The 16,307-nt window shown below is 66.5% G+C and carries 12 protein-coding genes and 1 riboswitch; of the genes, 7 read left to right on the top strand and 5 right to left on the bottom strand.

The window, feature by feature from the left end; genetic code table 11:
• The first annotated feature begins 168 nt into the window (after nt 1–168).
• Entirely contained in the window at nt 169–1,803 is a 1,635-nt protein-coding gene (locus ACSQ23_RS08450) for a heparinase II/III family protein (RefSeq protein ID WP_436090331.1), read from the top strand.
• Nucleotides 1,804–1,843: 40 nt separating this feature from the next.
• A riboswitch (ZMP/ZTP riboswitch) is annotated at nt 1,844–1,925 on the top strand.
• A gap of 19 nt (nt 1,926–1,944) precedes the next feature.
• A complete protein-coding gene (gene purH, locus ACSQ23_RS08445; protein WP_436090330.1) occupies nt 1,945–3,531 on the top strand; it encodes a bifunctional phosphoribosylaminoimidazolecarboxamide formyltransferase/IMP cyclohydrolase in 1,587 nt (528 codons plus the stop codon).
• Here the strand turns inward: purH and vapC are convergent.
• The 3 genes from vapC to ACSQ23_RS08430 form a co-directional block, all read right to left on the bottom strand.
• Nucleotides 3,528–3,926 (bottom strand): type II toxin-antitoxin system VapC family toxin, encoded by a 399-nt coding sequence (gene vapC / locus ACSQ23_RS08440; RefSeq protein ID WP_436090329.1) that lies wholly within the window; start codon nt 3,924–3,926, stop codon nt 3,528–3,530. The genes purH and vapC overlap by 4 nt on opposite strands.
• Nucleotides 3,923–4,135 (bottom strand): type II toxin-antitoxin system VapB family antitoxin, encoded by a 213-nt coding sequence (locus ACSQ23_RS08435; protein WP_436090328.1) that lies wholly within the window; start codon nt 4,133–4,135, stop codon nt 3,923–3,925. Before ACSQ23_RS08435 ends, vapC begins: the two co-directional genes overlap by 4 nt.
• 125 nt (nt 4,136–4,260) lie before the next feature.
• Nucleotides 4,261–5,199: a LysR family transcriptional regulator gene (locus tag ACSQ23_RS08430; protein WP_436090327.1), complete on the bottom strand. Its 939-nt coding sequence runs from the start codon at nt 5,197–5,199 to the stop codon at nt 4,261–4,263.
• Between the two features lie 94 nt (nt 5,200–5,293).
• On the opposite strand from ACSQ23_RS08430, the gene ACSQ23_RS08425 reads away from it, so the two are divergent.
• A complete protein-coding gene (locus tag ACSQ23_RS08425) occupies nt 5,294–6,187 on the top strand; it encodes an NmrA/HSCARG family protein (RefSeq protein ID WP_436090326.1) in 894 nt (297 codons plus the stop codon).
• Between the two features lie 2 nt (nt 6,188–6,189).
• Here the strand turns inward: ACSQ23_RS08425 and ACSQ23_RS08420 are convergent, their stop codons facing one another.
• Nucleotides 6,190–10,965 carry an NAD-glutamate dehydrogenase gene (locus ACSQ23_RS08420; RefSeq protein WP_436090325.1) on the bottom strand — a complete coding sequence of 1,592 codons (4,776 nt, stop codon included), beginning with the start codon at nt 10,963–10,965 and terminating at the stop codon, nt 6,190–6,192.
• A gap of 143 nt (nt 10,966–11,108) precedes the next feature.
• Here ACSQ23_RS08420 and ACSQ23_RS08415 point away from each other — a divergent pair, with 143 nt between their 5' ends.
• The 3 genes from ACSQ23_RS08415 (at nt 11,109) to ACSQ23_RS08405 (ending at nt 14,387) form a co-directional block, all read left to right on the top strand.
• Complete coding sequence (locus ACSQ23_RS08415) at nt 11,109–12,464, top strand: lipopolysaccharide biosynthesis protein (protein ID WP_436090324.1); 1,356 nt, start codon at nt 11,109–11,111, stop codon at nt 12,462–12,464.
• 94 nt (nt 12,465–12,558) lie between these two features.
• Nucleotides 12,559–13,962 carry a 3-isopropylmalate dehydratase large subunit gene (gene leuC / locus ACSQ23_RS08410; protein ID WP_055875242.1) on the top strand — a complete coding sequence of 468 codons (1,404 nt, stop codon included), beginning with the start codon at nt 12,559–12,561 and terminating at the stop codon, nt 13,960–13,962.
• Entirely contained in the window at nt 13,953–14,387 is a 435-nt protein-coding gene (locus ACSQ23_RS08405) for a metallopeptidase family protein (protein WP_436090323.1), read from the top strand. The genes leuC and ACSQ23_RS08405 overlap by 10 nt, the downstream gene beginning before the upstream one ends.
• A gap of 150 nt (nt 14,388–14,537) precedes the next feature.
• On the opposite strand, the gene ACSQ23_RS08400 is transcribed toward ACSQ23_RS08405, so the two are convergent.
• Nucleotides 14,538–14,852: a hypothetical protein gene (locus tag ACSQ23_RS08400; protein ID WP_055875237.1), complete on the bottom strand. Its 315-nt coding sequence runs from the start codon at nt 14,850–14,852 to the stop codon at nt 14,538–14,540.
• A 244-nt stretch (nt 14,853–15,096) separates the two neighbouring features.
• On the opposite strand from ACSQ23_RS08400, the gene ACSQ23_RS08395 reads away from it, so the two are divergent.
• A complete protein-coding gene (locus ACSQ23_RS08395; protein ID WP_055993859.1) occupies nt 15,097–16,305 on the top strand; it encodes a GGDEF domain-containing protein in 1,209 nt (402 codons plus the stop codon).
• The last annotated feature ends 2 nt before the right edge of the window (nt 16,306–16,307 follow it).

Below are 16,307 nucleotides of genomic sequence, written 5' to 3'. Positions count from 1 at the left end.
TTCCTCCTCGGACCCGATCCGGGGATCGATCTCGCGGCAAACAGGGAATGGAGCGGAGTGCGATTCAGCGAAACGCAATCCTCTTCCAGGTAACTTGGCTGGCCCTTGGCAAGTCGTCCGCGCGGGCCTATCAGAGCCCGCCGGCCAAACGTATGTGAGGACGTAGACTTGGCACATTCGCTGCGTTTCCTCGCACGCCGCACCTTGCTGTCCGCGGCCGATCACATCGTCACCAATCCGCTGATCCGCTGGACCTGGACCGGCCCGAGCAATGACGACCTGATCGGCGCGCTGGCCGAGTTCCGTCCCACCGATCGCGAAACCATCCTCGAGATGATGCAGGGCCGCTACCTGCTGGCATCCAAGCTCGTCGACACGCACGGTGTCTCGCCGTTTTCGCTCGAGGTCGACCACGACGACTGGCAGGACGACCTGCAGGCCTTCGCCTGGTTGCGCCATTTCCGTGATGCCCGCACCGACGAGGAGCGTCGCTTCGCCCGCACCATGACGCTCGACTGGATCGGGCGCGAGGGCCATTTCGACCGCGACAGCTGGAGTCCGGCGCTCACCGCCCGCCGCGTGCTGAACTGGCTGCGGCACTACAACCTGCTCGTCGAGGGCGCCTCGCTCGAGCAGACCCAGCAGATCGCCCGCTCGCTCTCTACCCAGATCTCATCGCTGAAGATCCGGGCGCTGCTCGCCACCGATCCGGTGGATGCGCTGCTCGTCGCCATCGCGCTGGTCGGCGTGGCGCTCTGCTCCGACCGGCCCAATTCCGAAGTCGAGGCGCGGGTGCGGCACGTGCTGAACCTCGTCGACACCCAGATCGACGAGGACGGGCTGCACCGTACCCGCTCCGCCAAGATCCAGATCCAGCTGCTGATCGAGCTCATCACCATCAAGCTGGCGCTGCGCCGCGACCACGAGCAGGCCTCGCGCGACCTCGAAGAGCTGACCGAGAGCATGCATCGGGCGCTCGACGCCATCTCGCTCGGCACCGGGGAGCCCGCCTATTTCAACGGCACCGGCCAGATGCCGCATGACCTGATCGTCGCCATCCAGGCGCAGAGCGCCGCCCGCGCCCGCCAGACCGGCACCGCCGGCGGCTATGGCCGGCTGATCGCCGGCCGCTCCATCGTCGTTGCGGATTCAGGCCTCGTCGCCGATCCCGAGTTCACCGCTCACGCCCATGCCAGCGCCATGGCCTTCGAGTTCAGCCACGGCCGCGACCTCGTCGTCTGCAATTGTGGCCCGGCGCCATCCGACTATGACGACGCGCTGCTGTTCCGCCAGGGCATCGCCCATTCGGCGCCTACCATCAACGCCCAGTCGGCCGCGGCAATCGCGCCGTCCGGTCCATTGGCCGGGCGCCTGATCCAGCTCGGCCGCCCCAGCGAGATCGAGGCGCGCAGTGCCGATGACACGCTGATCATCACCTCGCATGGCTATGCCGAGCGCTTCGGCGTCACCCTCGAGCGCCACCTGACGCTGCTCGCTGAGGGCAAGACCCTCGTCGGGCAGGATCGCTTCGTGCGCCATCGCAGCCGGGTCTCCGGTGCTGCCGCCATCCGCTTCCACCTCGCCCACCAGACCGAGGTGCAACTGACCGACGACCTGATCCGCCTGCGCCTCAACTCCGGCGCGGTCTGGACTTTCCTCTGGGAGGGCGCCGAGATGCGGATCGAGGACAGCGTCCGGCAATCCGCCTATTTCGGCTTCCACCGCACCAAGCAACTGGTGCTCGATACGCTCGTCTCCGACGCCAGCGAAGTGAGCTGGATTTTTACCCTCGAGGAGAACTGACCGGGTATCTTTCCAAGGTCAGCCGTTTCTGCAATAAGGCCCGCGTTCGCGCGACTGGCGAGAAGAGATGGGCCACCATCGGGGAACGCGAACGACAGCTGCCGCTCGCCTGGGCCCCCCTTCAACCGTGACGGAGCCCCCATGTCCAACGCCATCGTTCCCATCAAGCGCGCCCTCCTCAGTGTCTTCGACAAGACCGGGATGGCCGATTTCGCCAAGGCGCTGGCCGGGCTGGGCGTCGATCTGGTCTCGACCGGCGGCACCTCCAAGCTCATCGCCTCGACGGGCGCAGCCGTGCGGGACATCTCCGATCTCACCGGCTTTCCCGAGATGATGGATGGCCGGGTGAAGACGCTGCACCCCAAAGTGCATGGCGGGCTGCTCTCGGTGCGCGACAACCCCACCCACCAGGCCTCGATGGACGAGCACCAGATCGGCGCCATCGACCTCGTGGTGGTCAACCTCTACCCGTTCGAGGAAACCATCGCCAAGGGCGCCTCCTACGACGAGACCATCGAGAACATCGATATCGGCGGCCCGGCGATGATCCGCTCGGCGGCCAAGAACCACGCCTATGTCACTGTCATCGTCGACCCCGCCGACTATGACGCGGTGCTCGAGCACATCCGCGCCTCGGGCGGCGTGCCCTACGAGCTGCGCCAGCGTCTTGCCGCCAAGGCCTATGCCCGCACCGCCGCCTATGACTCGGTGATTTCGAGCTGGTTCGCCAGAACCCTCGACTATGCCGAGATGCCGTATCGCTCGTTCGCCGGCCGGCTGAAGGAAGTGATGCGCTACGGCGAGAACCCGCACCAGTGGGCCGCCTTCTACACCACCGGCGAGCAGCGCCCCGGCGTTGCTACCGCCCGCCAGGTGCAGGGCAAGGCGCTGAGCTACAACAACCTCAACGACACCGACGCCGCTTTCGAGCTGGTGTCGGAGTTCGACCCCGCGGTGCCGGCCGTCGCCATCATCAAGCACGCCAACCCCTGCGGCTTCGCCATCGGCAAATCGCTGATCGAAGCCTACCAGCTGGCCCACCGCACCGACCCGGTTTCGGCCTTCGGCGGCATCGTGGCGCTGAACCAGACCATTGACGGGCCGACCGCCACCGAGATCGTCAAGGTGTTCACCGAGGTGATCGTCGCGCCCGACGCCACCGAGGAGGCGATCCGCATCATTGCCGCGAAGAAAAACCTCCGCCTGCTGCTTACCGGCGCGCTTGCCGACCCCAAGGCCGGCGGCCTGACGGTGAAATCGCTGGCTGGGGGCCTCCTGGTGCAGGGTCGCGACGATCGCAATGTCGATGACACCGAGTTCAAGGTGGTGACCAAAAAGCAGCCGACCGACGCCGAGCTGCGCGACCTGAAGATCGCCATGAAGGTCGCCAAGCACGTCAAGTCGAATGCGATCATCTATGTCAGGGACGGCGCCACCGTCGGCATCGGCGCCGGCCAGATGAGCCGCCTCGATTCAAGCCGCGTCGCTCACCGCAAGGCCATCGACGCCGCCGAAGCCGCCGGCATCGAAGGCGCGCTCACCGCCAACTCGGTCGTCGCCTCCGACGCCTTCTTCCCGTTCCCCGACGGCATGCTGGCGGCGGTCGAAGCCGGCGCCACCGCAGTGATCCAGCCCGGCGGCTCGATGAACGACCAGGCGGTAATCGATGCGGCGGACGCCGCCGGCATCGCCATGATCATGACCGGGATGAGGCACTTCCGGCACTAGTGGGGGCGGAAGACCTTCAGACCCAGTAGCGTCTCGAAGTGATCGAAGTCGCGGTCCTGGTGCAGCAGGTGATGCCCGTGCACCATGCAGAAAGTCGCGATGATCAGGTCGGTGGTCTTGCGCACGCTGATCCCCTTGCGCCTCAGCTCGCGGAAGTTGCGGGCCGAGGCCAGCGCCACCGCCTCGTCGAGCATCGGCACCATACCGTGATCGAGGAAGCTGGCCTCGTACCCCGCTGCCTGCCGTTCGTTACGAACGCCCTGGAGAATCTCGAGGACAATCAGGTCGCCGATCAGCAAATCGTTCTCGACTTGCACGGCGCGCAGAAAGCGTGTCGGCGGCGTGTCCTCGCCGCGCAGGTTGGCAATCCAGACCGACGAGTCGGCGACAATCATTTGGTATGGATGATCGAGGGGCCGCCGCGCATCTCGTCGAGGTCGCCATCCCAGCCGCGTCCGTGCATCTCGTTGATCACTTTGCGCAGCCGGTAGGTCTTGGCGACTCGCAGGAGAGCCTCCTCCACAGCCGCTTTCTTGGTCGTCTTGCCAGTGAGCTTCATCACCTCGGCAATCAACTCGTCATCAATGTCGATGTTGGTGCGCATTACACCCCCGATGTGTATGATTGAACCATAATATACACATCGCGGGCTCGCGCTTCAACGTCCACGCCTTGCCAACCCCAGTCGACCGCCGGCCGTTGCGGCGGCTGGCATCGTGGAGCGCACGTCTAGCTGGCCGCTGGCAGAGCCAAAACTTCCGGCGCGCAGCCCTCGCGCGCCGCGGCCCGGCCCAGCCGCTCGGCGGCGAGTTCGACGAAAGCCTTGACCGCCGGCGACAGGTGCCGGCTCGAGGGGTAGAGCGCGTAAACGCCGCCCACCGCCGACGCATAGTCGGGCAGCACGCGTTGCAGCCGACCGTCGGCAATGGACGGCGCCGCCGCCGAGGCCGGCAACTGCGCGATCCCAAAACCCCTGAGCACCGCTGCCGTGGCGATCTCCATGGTGTTTGCGGCGATGCGGCCGCTGACCGCAACCGTCTCTGTCCCGTCGGGTCCTTCCAGCACCCACTGCGCTCCGGCGATGGCCGACCCGGCAATGATGCAATCGTGCGCTCTGAGGTCCGCGGGCAGTTTCGGCTCTCCCCGCGTCGCGAGGTATTCCGGACTGGCGCACAGCACCTTGTGCGATGCTCCGAGCTTGCGCGCCACCAGCGTCGAATCGCTGAGTGCCCCGGTGCGGAAAGCGATATCGATGCCCGCTTCGACGAGGTTGAGCCGGTCGTCGGTGAGCAGCAACTCGACACTGGCCTTGGGGTAAGCTGCGAGGAACTCGAACACCGTCTGCATGAGGAAGAACCCGGCAAAGCCGACCGGCGCCGAGACGCGAATGATGCCCGAGGGTTCTGCCCGCGCCTCGGCCAGTTGCTCGTTCGCCGCCTCGATGCTGCGCAGCGCCGCACTGCTCTGTTCGTAATAGACCCGCCCGACATCGGTCGGCCTCAGGCTGCGGGTGGTCCGATGCAGCAACCGCACCCCAACCTGCCGCTCGAGTTCGGCGACCCGGCGGCTGACACTGGTCTTGGGCAGCCCGAGCAGCCGGGCGGCGCTGGTGAAGCTGCCGGCCTCGACCACCCGGGCAAAGATCGCGACGTCGTTCAGGTCGACCATTGTAGCTCCCAGCGGTACGATGTTTCCTGACTATAGCTCGTTGTCGCTCAATCCGTCAGTACCGAAATCTCCGGGACCAAACTCGGAGATCGAAATGACCACCAACAAGACCATCCTCGTCACCGGCGCCACCGGCCAGCAGGGCGGCTCTGTCGCCCGCGCCCTGCTCGGCAAGGGTCACGCGGTGCGCGCTCTGACCCGTAACCCCGGGACCGAGGCCGCGCGCCGCCTCGCGGCAGCCGGAGCCGAGATCGTTGCCGGCGATTTCAGCGACCCCGCTTCGGTCGAGCGCGCCGCTCGTGGCGCCGACGCGATGTTCGTCGTCACCAGCTTCTGGGGCAACGGCCCTGAGGTGGAAACAGAACAGGGCATCGCCGCGGTCCAGGCCGCCAAGGCGGCCGGTGTCGGCCATCTGGTGTTTTCCTCGGTCGCCGATGCCAACAAGGCCACCGGCATCCCGCATTTCGAAAGCAAGTATCGTATCGAGCAGGCGATCACTGCGCTCGGCATCCCCCACACCATCGTTGCGCCCGTCGCCTTCATGGAAAACGTGGTGGCGCCATGGGGTATCGAAGCGCTGCGCAACGGCATCTATGCCTTCGGGCTGCCGGCCCAGCGCAGCAACCAGCTGATCGCCGTCGCCGATATCGGCGCCTTCGTTGCCGCGGTGATCGAACGCGGCGCCTCGCTGTTCGGCAAGCGCTTCGACATCGCCGGCGACCAGCTCTCCGGGACGGAGCAGGCCGCGATCCTCGCGCGCGCCACCGGCCGGCCGGTGCACTACCAGGAGATCCCTCTCGCCGCGGCGCGGCAGCAGGACCCCGAGAGCGCCATCATGTTCGAATGGTTCGACCGCGTCGGCTACGACGTCGATATCCCGGCGCTGCACCAAGCCTTTCCCGAGGTCCGCTGGCACGCCTTCGACGCCTGGGCGCGCGATTTCGACTGGTCAGCCCTCGCTGCACCGTCGCAAGCCGCCAACGGCTGAGCTCAGGCGCTCCTTGCCAGGTCCCCGAGCAGGCCGGCAGCGACCGAGAGGCGCGACACCGTCATCTCGCCCTCGGTCAGTCCCTGCACCGCGTCGGCCACCCGGGCGATCGCTTCGGGATGGCCGTCGCGCCAGGCCTTGAGCCGGGTATCGACCGCGCCATTACTGGTCGCCAGCGCATCCGCCGTGAGATCGCGCTGCGCCCTGAGCAGGTTGGCGAGCGCCCGGTCGAGCGCCATGCGGTCGAACTTGTCGCCCAGCACAATGGCATTGCCCTCTTCGATCACCCGGCCAAGCTTGAACGTATCGAGCACGCCGAAAAAGGCGATGGCGGTATCGGCCACCGGCGTCCGCGTCCGCTCGGCCACCAGGACGATATCGGTGCCGAGCGACAGCACCGGCAATTCGGCGAAGCGCCGCGCCATCTCGCGCGTCACCCCGGCAGCTTCGAGCCGCGCCGTGCGCTCGCCGATGGTGTTTTCCAGATAGCTGCCGAGCAGCCCGCCGATCATCGCCCGGACCTGGGCGATGCCATCCTGGTAGCGATCGACCAGCGGCCTCAGCCCATGCTCGAACCGCCCGTTCCTCAAAAACCACAGCGTCTCGCGCTTCAGCAGCGCCTGCACTTCGGCATAGAGCGTCAGCTGGGTCTTGCCCGGCACGGTACCGTCGAGCCCGTCGATATCGCGGTTGAGATCCGGCGTGCCATAGACGTCGCGCGCCGCGGCATAGGCCGCCGCCACCTGCCCGGCATCGGCGCTCGAAGCCGCCATCATCTCGTTGACGAAGCCCGGCCCGCCGCGGTTGATCATGGCATTCGACAGCACCGTGGCGATCACCTCGCGGCGCAGCCGATGGTTGGTGACCGTATCCTCAAAAGTCTCGATCAGCCGATCAGGGAAATAGCGATAGAGCTCGCGCCCCAGATACGGATCGTCCGGCACCCCGGTCTTCAACAGGTCCGCATTGGCGACGTTCTTGGCATAGGCGAGCAGCACCGCCAGTTCCGGCCGGGTCAGCCCCTTGCCGCCCTGCGCCCGATGCCGCAGCGCCGCGTTGTCGGGCAAAAACTCCACCGCCCGGTGCAGCTCGCCCGAGGCTTCCAGCCCCTCGATCAGCGCCACATGCTCGGGGAAAGCCGCGAGCCCGCGCGCTTCCTCGACACTCAGCGCCAGCGTCTGCAGGTAGTTGTTCTTCAGGCACAGCGCCGCCACCTCGTCGGTCATCGAAGCAAGGAACTCGTTGCGCACCTGCGTGGTCAGCTGTCCGGTGCGGGTGAGCGCGCCGAGCGCGATCTTGATGTTCACCTCGAGATCGGACGAGTTCACCCCGGCCGAGTTGTCGATGGCATCGGTGTTGATCCGTCCGCCCTTCAGCGCATATTCGACCCGGCCGAGCTGCGTCACCCCGAGGTTAGCGCCCTCGCCCACCGCCAGCGCACGGATCTCGGCGCCGGCGATGCGCACGGCATCATTGGCCTTGTCACCGGCCTGCGCCTCGGTCTCGCTGCTGGCCCGCACATAGGTGCCGATGCCGCCGAACCATAACAGGTCGACCTGCGCCTTGAGGATGGCGCGGATCACGTCATTGGGCGTCACCGCGTCGGAATTGAGCCCCAGCGCTTTCCGCGCCTCGGCGAACAGCGGCACCGTCTTGACGCTGCGCGAATAGACCCCGCCACCCTTCGACAGCAGCTCCGGGTTGTAGTCCTGCCAGCTCGAGCGCGGCAGCTCGAACAGCCGCTGCCGTTCGGCGAAGCTCACTGCCGGATCCGGGTCCGGGTCGATGAAGATGTCGCGATGGTCGAACGCCGCGATCAGCCGCGTTTGCGGCGACAGCAGCATGGCGTTGCCGAACACGTCGCCACTCATGTCGCCGACACCGACCACGCTGAACGGCGTCGACTGGATATCGCGGTCGAGCTCGCGGAAATGCCGCTTCACCGCCTCCCAGCCGCCACGCGCCGTGATCCCCATCTTCTTGTGGTCGTAGCCGGCCGAACCGCCCGAGGCGAAGGCGTCGCCGAGCCAGAAATCGCGATCAACCGCAATGGCGTTGGCGGTATCGGAAAAGCTCGCCGTGCCCTTGTCGGCGGCCACCACCAGGTACGGATCGTCGCCGTCGCGCCGGATCACGTCGGGTGGCGGCACCACCGTATCGACCTCGAGATTGTCGGTGACGTCGAGCAGGGTCGAGACGAAAATCTTGTAGCAGACCGTCCCCTCGCGCAGCACCGTCTCGCGATCGGCTCCGACAGGCGTCTGCTTGGGAACGAACGCGCCCTTCGCCCCGACCGGCACGATAATGGCGTTCTTCACCTGCTGCGCCTTCACCAAGCCGAGCACTTCGGTGCGGAAATCCTCCGGCCGGTCCGACCAGCGCAAGCCACCGCGGGCGATCGGCCCGAAGCGCAGGTGCAGGCCCTCGACGCGCGGCGAATAGACGAAGATCTCGCGATAGGGTTTTGGCTCCGGCAGCGCCTCGACCTTCGAACAATCGAACTTCAGCGCCAGCGCCGGCCGCCGCGCGCCCGACTGGTCGCGTTGGTAGGCATTGGTGCGCACCACGGCTTCGGTGAGATTGAGGTAGCGGCGAAGGATGCGGTCCTCGTCGAGCGAGGTGGTGGCTTCCACTGCCGCGGCGATGATCTCGCGCGCCTCGGCCGTGGCGCGCTTGCGGTCGCCGGCGAAGTGCGGGTCGTTCTCGGCGTGGAACAGCGTCACCAGCGCCGTCGAGACATCGACATGTCGCGCCATCACCGAATTGAGGTAGTCGCGCGAATAGGGGATGCCGACCTGCTTGAGGTAGCGGGTCAGCGCCCGCAGCACCTCGACATCGTCCCAGCCGAGCCCGGCCTTCAGCGTCAGCTGGTTGAGCCCATCGCTTTCGGCTTCCCGCCGCCACACCGCGAGGATGGCAGTTTCGATCTTTTCGCCCAGCGCCCGGTCATCGAGGTCGAGCCCGTCCTCGGCCTCGAGCAGCATGTCGTGCACATAGGTCTCGGCGTCATGCAGCGGCTTGACGGTGAAAGTGTCCTCGTCGATCACCCGGAAGCCGAAATTCTCCAGCATCGGCACGCGGTCGCTGAGCGCGATCGGGCTGCCGCGGTGGTAGACCTTCAGCCCCATGGCGCTGCGGCCCTCGCGGGCCCCGAGCCGCAGCGCAATCGCCCGCTCGTCGGGCAGCAGCCGGATCACCGCGATATCGCCAAGCGCCGCCTCGGCGGAGTGCACCGCCTGATAGTCGGGCGGGAAGGCCTCGAGATAGTCGGCGATGGCGGCAGTATCCTGCGCCGCCGCCACCAGCCGGTCGCCGAAGGTGCGGATGCGCTCCGCCACTCCCGCCTCCAGCTCGTCGCGGCTCGGCGTCGGTGTCACCCCACCGTTGCGCCCGATGATGAAATGCACCCGGACCAGCTCGCCTTCGGGGAAGCTCGGATAGAACGCCGAAACCCGCCCCTCATAGATTTGCGCCAGATAGCTGCCGATGACCGCCCGGACGTCGGAATCGTAGCGGTCGCGCGGCACGAACACGAGCACCGAGACGAAGTTGTCGAAGCGGTCGATGCGGCTCAGCACCCGCACCCGCGGCCGGTCGACGAGGCTGGCGATGATGGTCGCGAATTCGTAGAGCTGCGGCTCGGAGATCTGGAACAGCTCGTCACGCGGAAACGTATCGAGCGCATTCATCAAAGCCTTGCCGGCATGACTCTGCGGATCCTGCCCGGCCTCGCGCAGCACCTCGGTGATTTTCTTCCGGATCAGTGGCACGTCGGTATTGGGCGCCGCCAGCGACATCGAGGTGAACAGCCCCAGGATCCGCAGCTCGCCCGAAATGGCGCCCTCGCGGTCGTAGAGCTTCACCCCGACATAATCCATGTAGGCGCGCCGGTGCACCCGCGAGCGGATATTGGCCTTGCTGACCATGATCGGCGCCGGCTCGGCGAGGAAGGCGAAGTGCTGCTCCGTCATCTCGACATAGTTGGGTCCCGAGCGCAGGAACAACACGCTCGGGTCCTCGAGGATGCCGAGCTCGCTGTCATGCACCGGCACGAGCCTGGCCGGTGTCGCGACGCCATCGACCTCCGTGGCCGGCTCGAGCTTATATTCCCGCATGCCGAGGAAGGTGAAATTGTGCTCGGCCAGCCAGCCGAGGAAGTGCATCGCCTCGGCCACCTGGGCCGGGGGCGCCTTGGGGGCGTGAGCGTGCCAGTCGGCCATCGCCTTCTTCACCCGCGCCAGCATCGGCCGCCAGCCGGCGACCGCCCGGCCGACATCGGTAAGCGTATCGTCGATTTCGCCCTTCAGCGCCTCGCGCAGCACGATATCGGCGAGCGGCTCGATCTCGATATGAAGGAAGCTCTCCAGCCGGCTGCCCGGCGTCGGCACGTCGAGCACCCGGTAGGTCGCCGGGTCGAACTGCAGCACCGGATGGGTGATGAAGCGGATCACCCCGCCGCGCGCCCGGATCGCCGCCAGCACGCTGTCGACGATGAACGGCATATCGGCCGAAAACACCTCGACGATCTCGAGCTCGCCCGGCTGTTCCGGCGGCACCACATAGACATTGTGGCTGGCCAGCTCGCGCTTGCCCAACCGGCCGTATGATTTGCGGAACGTCGCCTCCAGCACATCGACCGGATGCATGGCGAGGTCTTCGGGATCGGTCGCCTCGGCCACTGCCCTGAGGAACCGTGCAAAGCTTGGCTCCGACGACTGGTAGCCCTCTGCCCGCGCGATCAGCGCCGCACGCGTATCGACAGCTGCCGCCTCATTCATCGCCTGACTCCCCGTCCCCCAGTGGCGGGACTCTGCGTCCGGCCGCCGCTGTTGTCGAGTGGCCACAACACAAGACGATGACGGTAAGACCTTGTGAGCATCCCCCTGCCATAGTCCGCGAACCCTCTCGTCGACGGCCCGCCATGTCCAAAGCTCCCTCCGACCTTCGCGCCCTGCTGCGCACCGGCCTCAGCCGGTCGCTGGCATCGCTGCTGATCAAGGTCGCGACGGCCGGGCTGACCTACCTGATGTATGTGGTGCTCTCGCGCACCATGGGTGCCGCCGAGTACGGCTATTTCGCCTTCGGCCTGAGCCTTGCCACCATCCTCGCCATCGGCGCCTCGATGGGCCAGCAGACGGCGATCCTGCGCTACTGGCCGGAAGAGGATGTCGCCGGGAGGCACGACAGGGCCTTGTCGGCGCTGCGCTCGGGCGGCGCGCTGACGCTCATCGCCGGTCTCGTTCTTACCGCGCTGATCATCGCCGGTGCGGCGACGGCCGGCCTGTTCACCGGGCCGACCTGGCACCTCTATGCCGCCGCCGCCCTGATCCTGCCCATGGCCTTCGCCGAATACTGGTCCTCGGCGCTCCGGGCGCAGGGCTCGGTATGGACGGCACTGGCGCCGCGCGACATCCTGTGGCGCGTCCTCACCCCGCTCGCCATCGTGGCGCTGTTCGCCTTGAACGCCCCGCTCACCGGCTGGCAGGCGCTGCTGCTGACCGCCGTGTTGCTGACCGTGTCGCTGGCGCTGCAATACGCCCTCGCGCGTATCCGGCGCTACGAGATCGCCCCGGGCTTTGCGACGCTCCGGCCCTATTGGCGCGAACATGGCACGGCGAGCCGCTGGTTCCTCATCGGCACGGTGATCGATTCCGCCGCGCTCAACATGGACACCATCTTCATTGGCCTCCTGGTCACCGCCGAGGCAGCCGGCATTTACTTCAACGCCTTCCGCACCGCCGGGCTGCTGACCCTGTTCATGTTCGCCATAACCCTCGTGGTCGCGCCGATGGTGTCGCGCCACTACCATGCCGGCGAAATGAAGCAGGCGCAGGCGATCACTGCATTGTGTGCCTGGGCCGGTTTCGCCTTTTCGCTGGCGGTGTTCCTCGGCTACCTGGTCTTCGGCAACCAGATCCTTGCGCTGTTCGGCGATCACTCCATTGCCGGCTACTGGGTGCTGATCCTGCTCAGCATTGGCCTGCTGTTCGACGCCGCCACCGGCCCGTCGCGCATCGTCATGATGATGACCGGCCATGAGCGCGATTACGTGCGGATCTGGGGCGCCATCATGCTGGTCGGCCTGCTTGTGGAGCTGGCAGTGATTCCGGTTTTTGGGCTGATCGGCGCCGCCGCGGTCAACGCCCTGTCGCGCGCCGTGGCGCAGCTCGCCATCGCCCGCTGGAACCGCCGCCACATCGGCATCGACACCACGCTGCTGGGCGCCTTCCGCGTCCGTGGCCTCCCCGATGCACCCGCTCGCATGGCACCCTTGTAACCTCTGGCCCCTCTGCCAATCTTGACCTGACACGCGAGCGGGGCTTAGAACCCCCCGTTACTCCCTTAACCCCCGAGTGGAACCTCCAGCAAAAATGGCCGGCAGAACTCTGTACGATAAGATCTGGGACGATCACCTTGTTTCCAACAACGAGGATGGGACCAGCCTTATTTACATTGATCGCCACCTGGTCCACGAGGTGACGAGCCCGCAGGCCTTCGAGGGTCTGCGCATGAACGGCCGCAAGGTCCGGGCGCCTGAGCGCACCCTCGCCGTGGTCGACCACAACGTCCCCACCACCGACCGTTCGCTGCCCAATCCTGACCCGGAAAGCGCCATCCAGATCGCCGCGCTGGCCGAGAACACCAAGGATTTCGGCATCGAGTACTACGATCCCTTCGATAAGCGTCAGGGCATCGTGCACATCGTCGGCCCCGAGCAGGGCTTCACCCTGCCCGGCATGACCATCGTCTGCGGCGACAGCCACACCTCGACGCATGGCGCGTTCGGCGCACTGGCGCACGGCATCGGCACTTCGGAAGTCGAGCACGTGCTCGCCACCCAGACGCTGATCCAGCAGAAGGCCAAGAACATGCTGGTGCGTGTCGATGGCCAGCTGCCCGAGGGCGTCACCGCCAAGGACATCATCCTCGCCATCATCGGCGAGATCGGCACGGCCGGCGGCACCGGCCACGTCATCGAGTTCGCCGGCGAAGCCATCCGTGCGCTGTCGATGGAAGGCCGCATGACGGTCTGCAACATGACCATCGAGGGCGGCGCCCGCGCCGGCCTGATTGCGCCCGACGAGAAGACCTTCGAATACGTGAAGGGCCGGCCGCGCGCGCCGAAGGGCGCCGCCTACGACCATGCCGTCGAGTACTGGAAGACCCTCTATTCCGACGCCGACGCGCATTACGACAAGGTGGTGATCCTCGACGCGGCGAAGCTCCCGCCGATCGTTTCCTGGGGCTCGAGCCCCGAGGACGTGATCTCGGTCAATGGCGTGGTTCCCAATCCCGACGACATCCAGGACGCCAACAAGCGCGCCAGTAAGTGGCGGGCGCTCGAGTATATGGGCCTCGAGCCGGGCACCAAAATCACCGACATCACCGTCGAGCGCGTCTTCCTCGGCTCCTGCACCAATGGCCGCATCGAGGATCTCCGCGCCGCTGCCAAGGTGGTGGCCGGCCGCAAGGTTGCCGCCGGCGTCAACGCCATGGTGGTGCCGGGTTCGGGCCTCGTGAAGGAACAGGCGGAAGCCGAAGGTCTCGACGTGATCTTCAAGGATGCCGGTTTCGAGTGGCGCGAGCCGGGCTGCTCGATGTGCCTTGCCATGAACCCCGACAAGCTGAAGCCGCACGAGCGCTGCGCCTCGACCTCGAACCGCAACTTCGAGGGCCGCCAGGGCTTCAAGGGCCGCACCCACCTGGTCTCGCCGGCCATGGCGGCAGCCGCGGCGGTCACCGGCCACTTCGTCGACATTCGCGAGTGGCAGTAAGCCCCAATCCGTGGACGGCGCGCGCAGCTCCGTCCCTCGACGATTTCGAAGAGATCGCGGCAGCGGCTTTCGAGGCGCTGCCAAGAGAGTTCAAGGCGCTGGCCGGGAACGTCCCCTGCATGGTGGCCGAATTCCCTGATGAAGAGACGATGACCGAGATGGAGCTCGAAACCGAGTTCGACATTCTCGGGCTGTTTCGCGGCATCGGCCTGCCGCAGGGCGGCGCCTCGCCGCAGACCGGGCAACTGCCCAACCAGGTCTGGCTCTACCGCCGCCCCATCCTCGACTACTGGGCCGAAAGCGAAACAGAGGAAACGCTGGGTGAAATCATCACCCACGTGCTGGTGCACGAGATCGGCCACCATTTCGGCTTTTCCGACGAAGACATGGAAGCCATCGAGGCGGCGGCGGAACGGGGCCAATAGGCCGCAGACGGCCCCCTCCCGGCCTCCCCCATGAAGGGGGAGGTGAAGAGTCGAGGCTCTGTCTTCGATTGTGCCTGGTGAAGCGGCGGAGCACCTCCCCCTTCATGGGGGAGGATGGGAGGGGGCCGTCTCTCTCAGTCGATTAGCCGCTCAGTCCCGCTGGTTGCCGTCCCGCGGCACGAACTCGTAGTAGTCATCCAGCACGCCCGGGCGCTCGTCCTCGACCAGCAGCCCGTATTTCTGGCCATCGAAATGTTCGAACCATTCGTCCCAGGCCACCAGGTCGAGCCCGCCGAGCCGGTCGCCATACTGGTTCTCGCCGGCATTCAGCGCCTGCTGGTCGAACAGGATCCGCAACACCGGCGGGCCGCCGATGCCGGTTGACCGGTCCTCCATGGCCGGATTGCCGGAGCGCGCCGCTGCCCAGAGCCGGATATCCTCGTGCTTGGTGAGGACCTGAGTCATTTCGATGCCTTTCTGGTCTTGTTCAGAACCCGAGCTTAGCGGGAAAACTGCTATAGCTTAAGTGGTCGCGGCGCCGTCCGGTTCCAAGTGCCGATCTCCATCGAGCCCCCTGTTCGGACTTGGCTTTACGGCGCCGGTGGCTCAAACTGCGACAGCGCGCCACGGTGCTGTGGGCATGCTGTTAACCAGTTCTTTCGGGGCCACCCTTACTGTCATTCCATCATTAGGGACGCGATTGCAGGGCATGGCCGGAGCGGGCTTCATACTCGCCATCAACCTATTCATTGCCGCGCTGTTTGCGCTGGCCTTCTTCCTGGTCGGCGTGTCCAACCGGGCGGACAAGGTCGCGCCGTTCTTCTCCCTCGCTTACGTCTTCGGCATTGTCTACATCGCCTCGGAATTTATCCTGCCGCAGCAGGATTATCCGCAGTTCGCCTACACCGCCGGCTTTGCCGCCTTCCTCGGCGCCGTCACCGCGGTGACCCTGGGCGTGGCGCGGCGCTATGCTCGCCCGCTGCCCTGGGCCGGCGTCAGCGTCATCGTCATCGTGTCGGTGGCCGCCAACTGGTTCGGCTACACCCTGCCGCACGATACGGTGGAACGGAACCTGATCTACCAGACGCCTTATGCCGTCATGCAGGCCTGCGCCGCCTGGATCATCCTCGCCTCGCGCCGCCGCCAGCCGATCGATATCGGCCTCGTGGCGCTGTTCGCCCTGAGCGCCATGCAGTTCCTGTCAAAGCCCTTTGCCGCCGTGCTGCTCGGCGGTTCGGGCGACAGCTCCTACACCTACCTCGCCACCACCTATGCCCTCTATTCGCAATCGCTCGGCGCGATCCTGCAGGTGGCAACAGGGCTGCTGATGTTGATGCTGCTGGTGCGCGACATGCTGGTCGAGATCACTGCGCGCTCGGAGACCGACCCGCTGTCCTCGGTCTACAACCGCCGCGGCTTCGAGGAGCGCGCCGCCCCCGGCCTCCAGCAGGCAAGCGTGCCGGCGGCGCTGGTGCTGGCCGACCTCGATGCCTTCAAGGCCATCAACGACAATTACGGCCACGACACCGGCGACCAGGTGATCATTGCCTTCGCGGCGCTGCTGCGCGACACCGCGCCGCCAAAAGCGGTGGTCGGCCGGCTGGGTGGTGAAGAGTTCGGAGTGTTCCTGCCCGGCGCCAACCTCGCCGTCGCCCGCCTCCTGGCGGAAACGCTGCGGACCGGTTTTGCCGCACAGCCGGTGGCCGGTCTACCGCCCTTCGTGCGCTGCACCGCAAGCTTCGGCGTCGCGGAGCGCATGGACGGTGAGAGCCTTTCCGGTCTCCGCCGCCGCGCCGATGCGGCGCTCTACACCGCCAAGCGCGATGGCCGCGACCGCGTTGCTGTGGCTGGCGATCCGCATGCCGACGCGATGCCGGCCCATCCGCTGGCCGGCACCTCGCTCGCCAAATCCGCCTGAAA

Origin of the sequence: Devosia sp. LjRoot16, from assembly GCF_964252795.1 — a bacterium.
Classification (GTDB): Bacteria; Pseudomonadota; Alphaproteobacteria; order Rhizobiales; family Devosiaceae; genus Devosia_A.
Note: the sequence above shows the minus strand (reverse complement) of the source record. Positions and strands in the feature narration are given on the sequence as shown.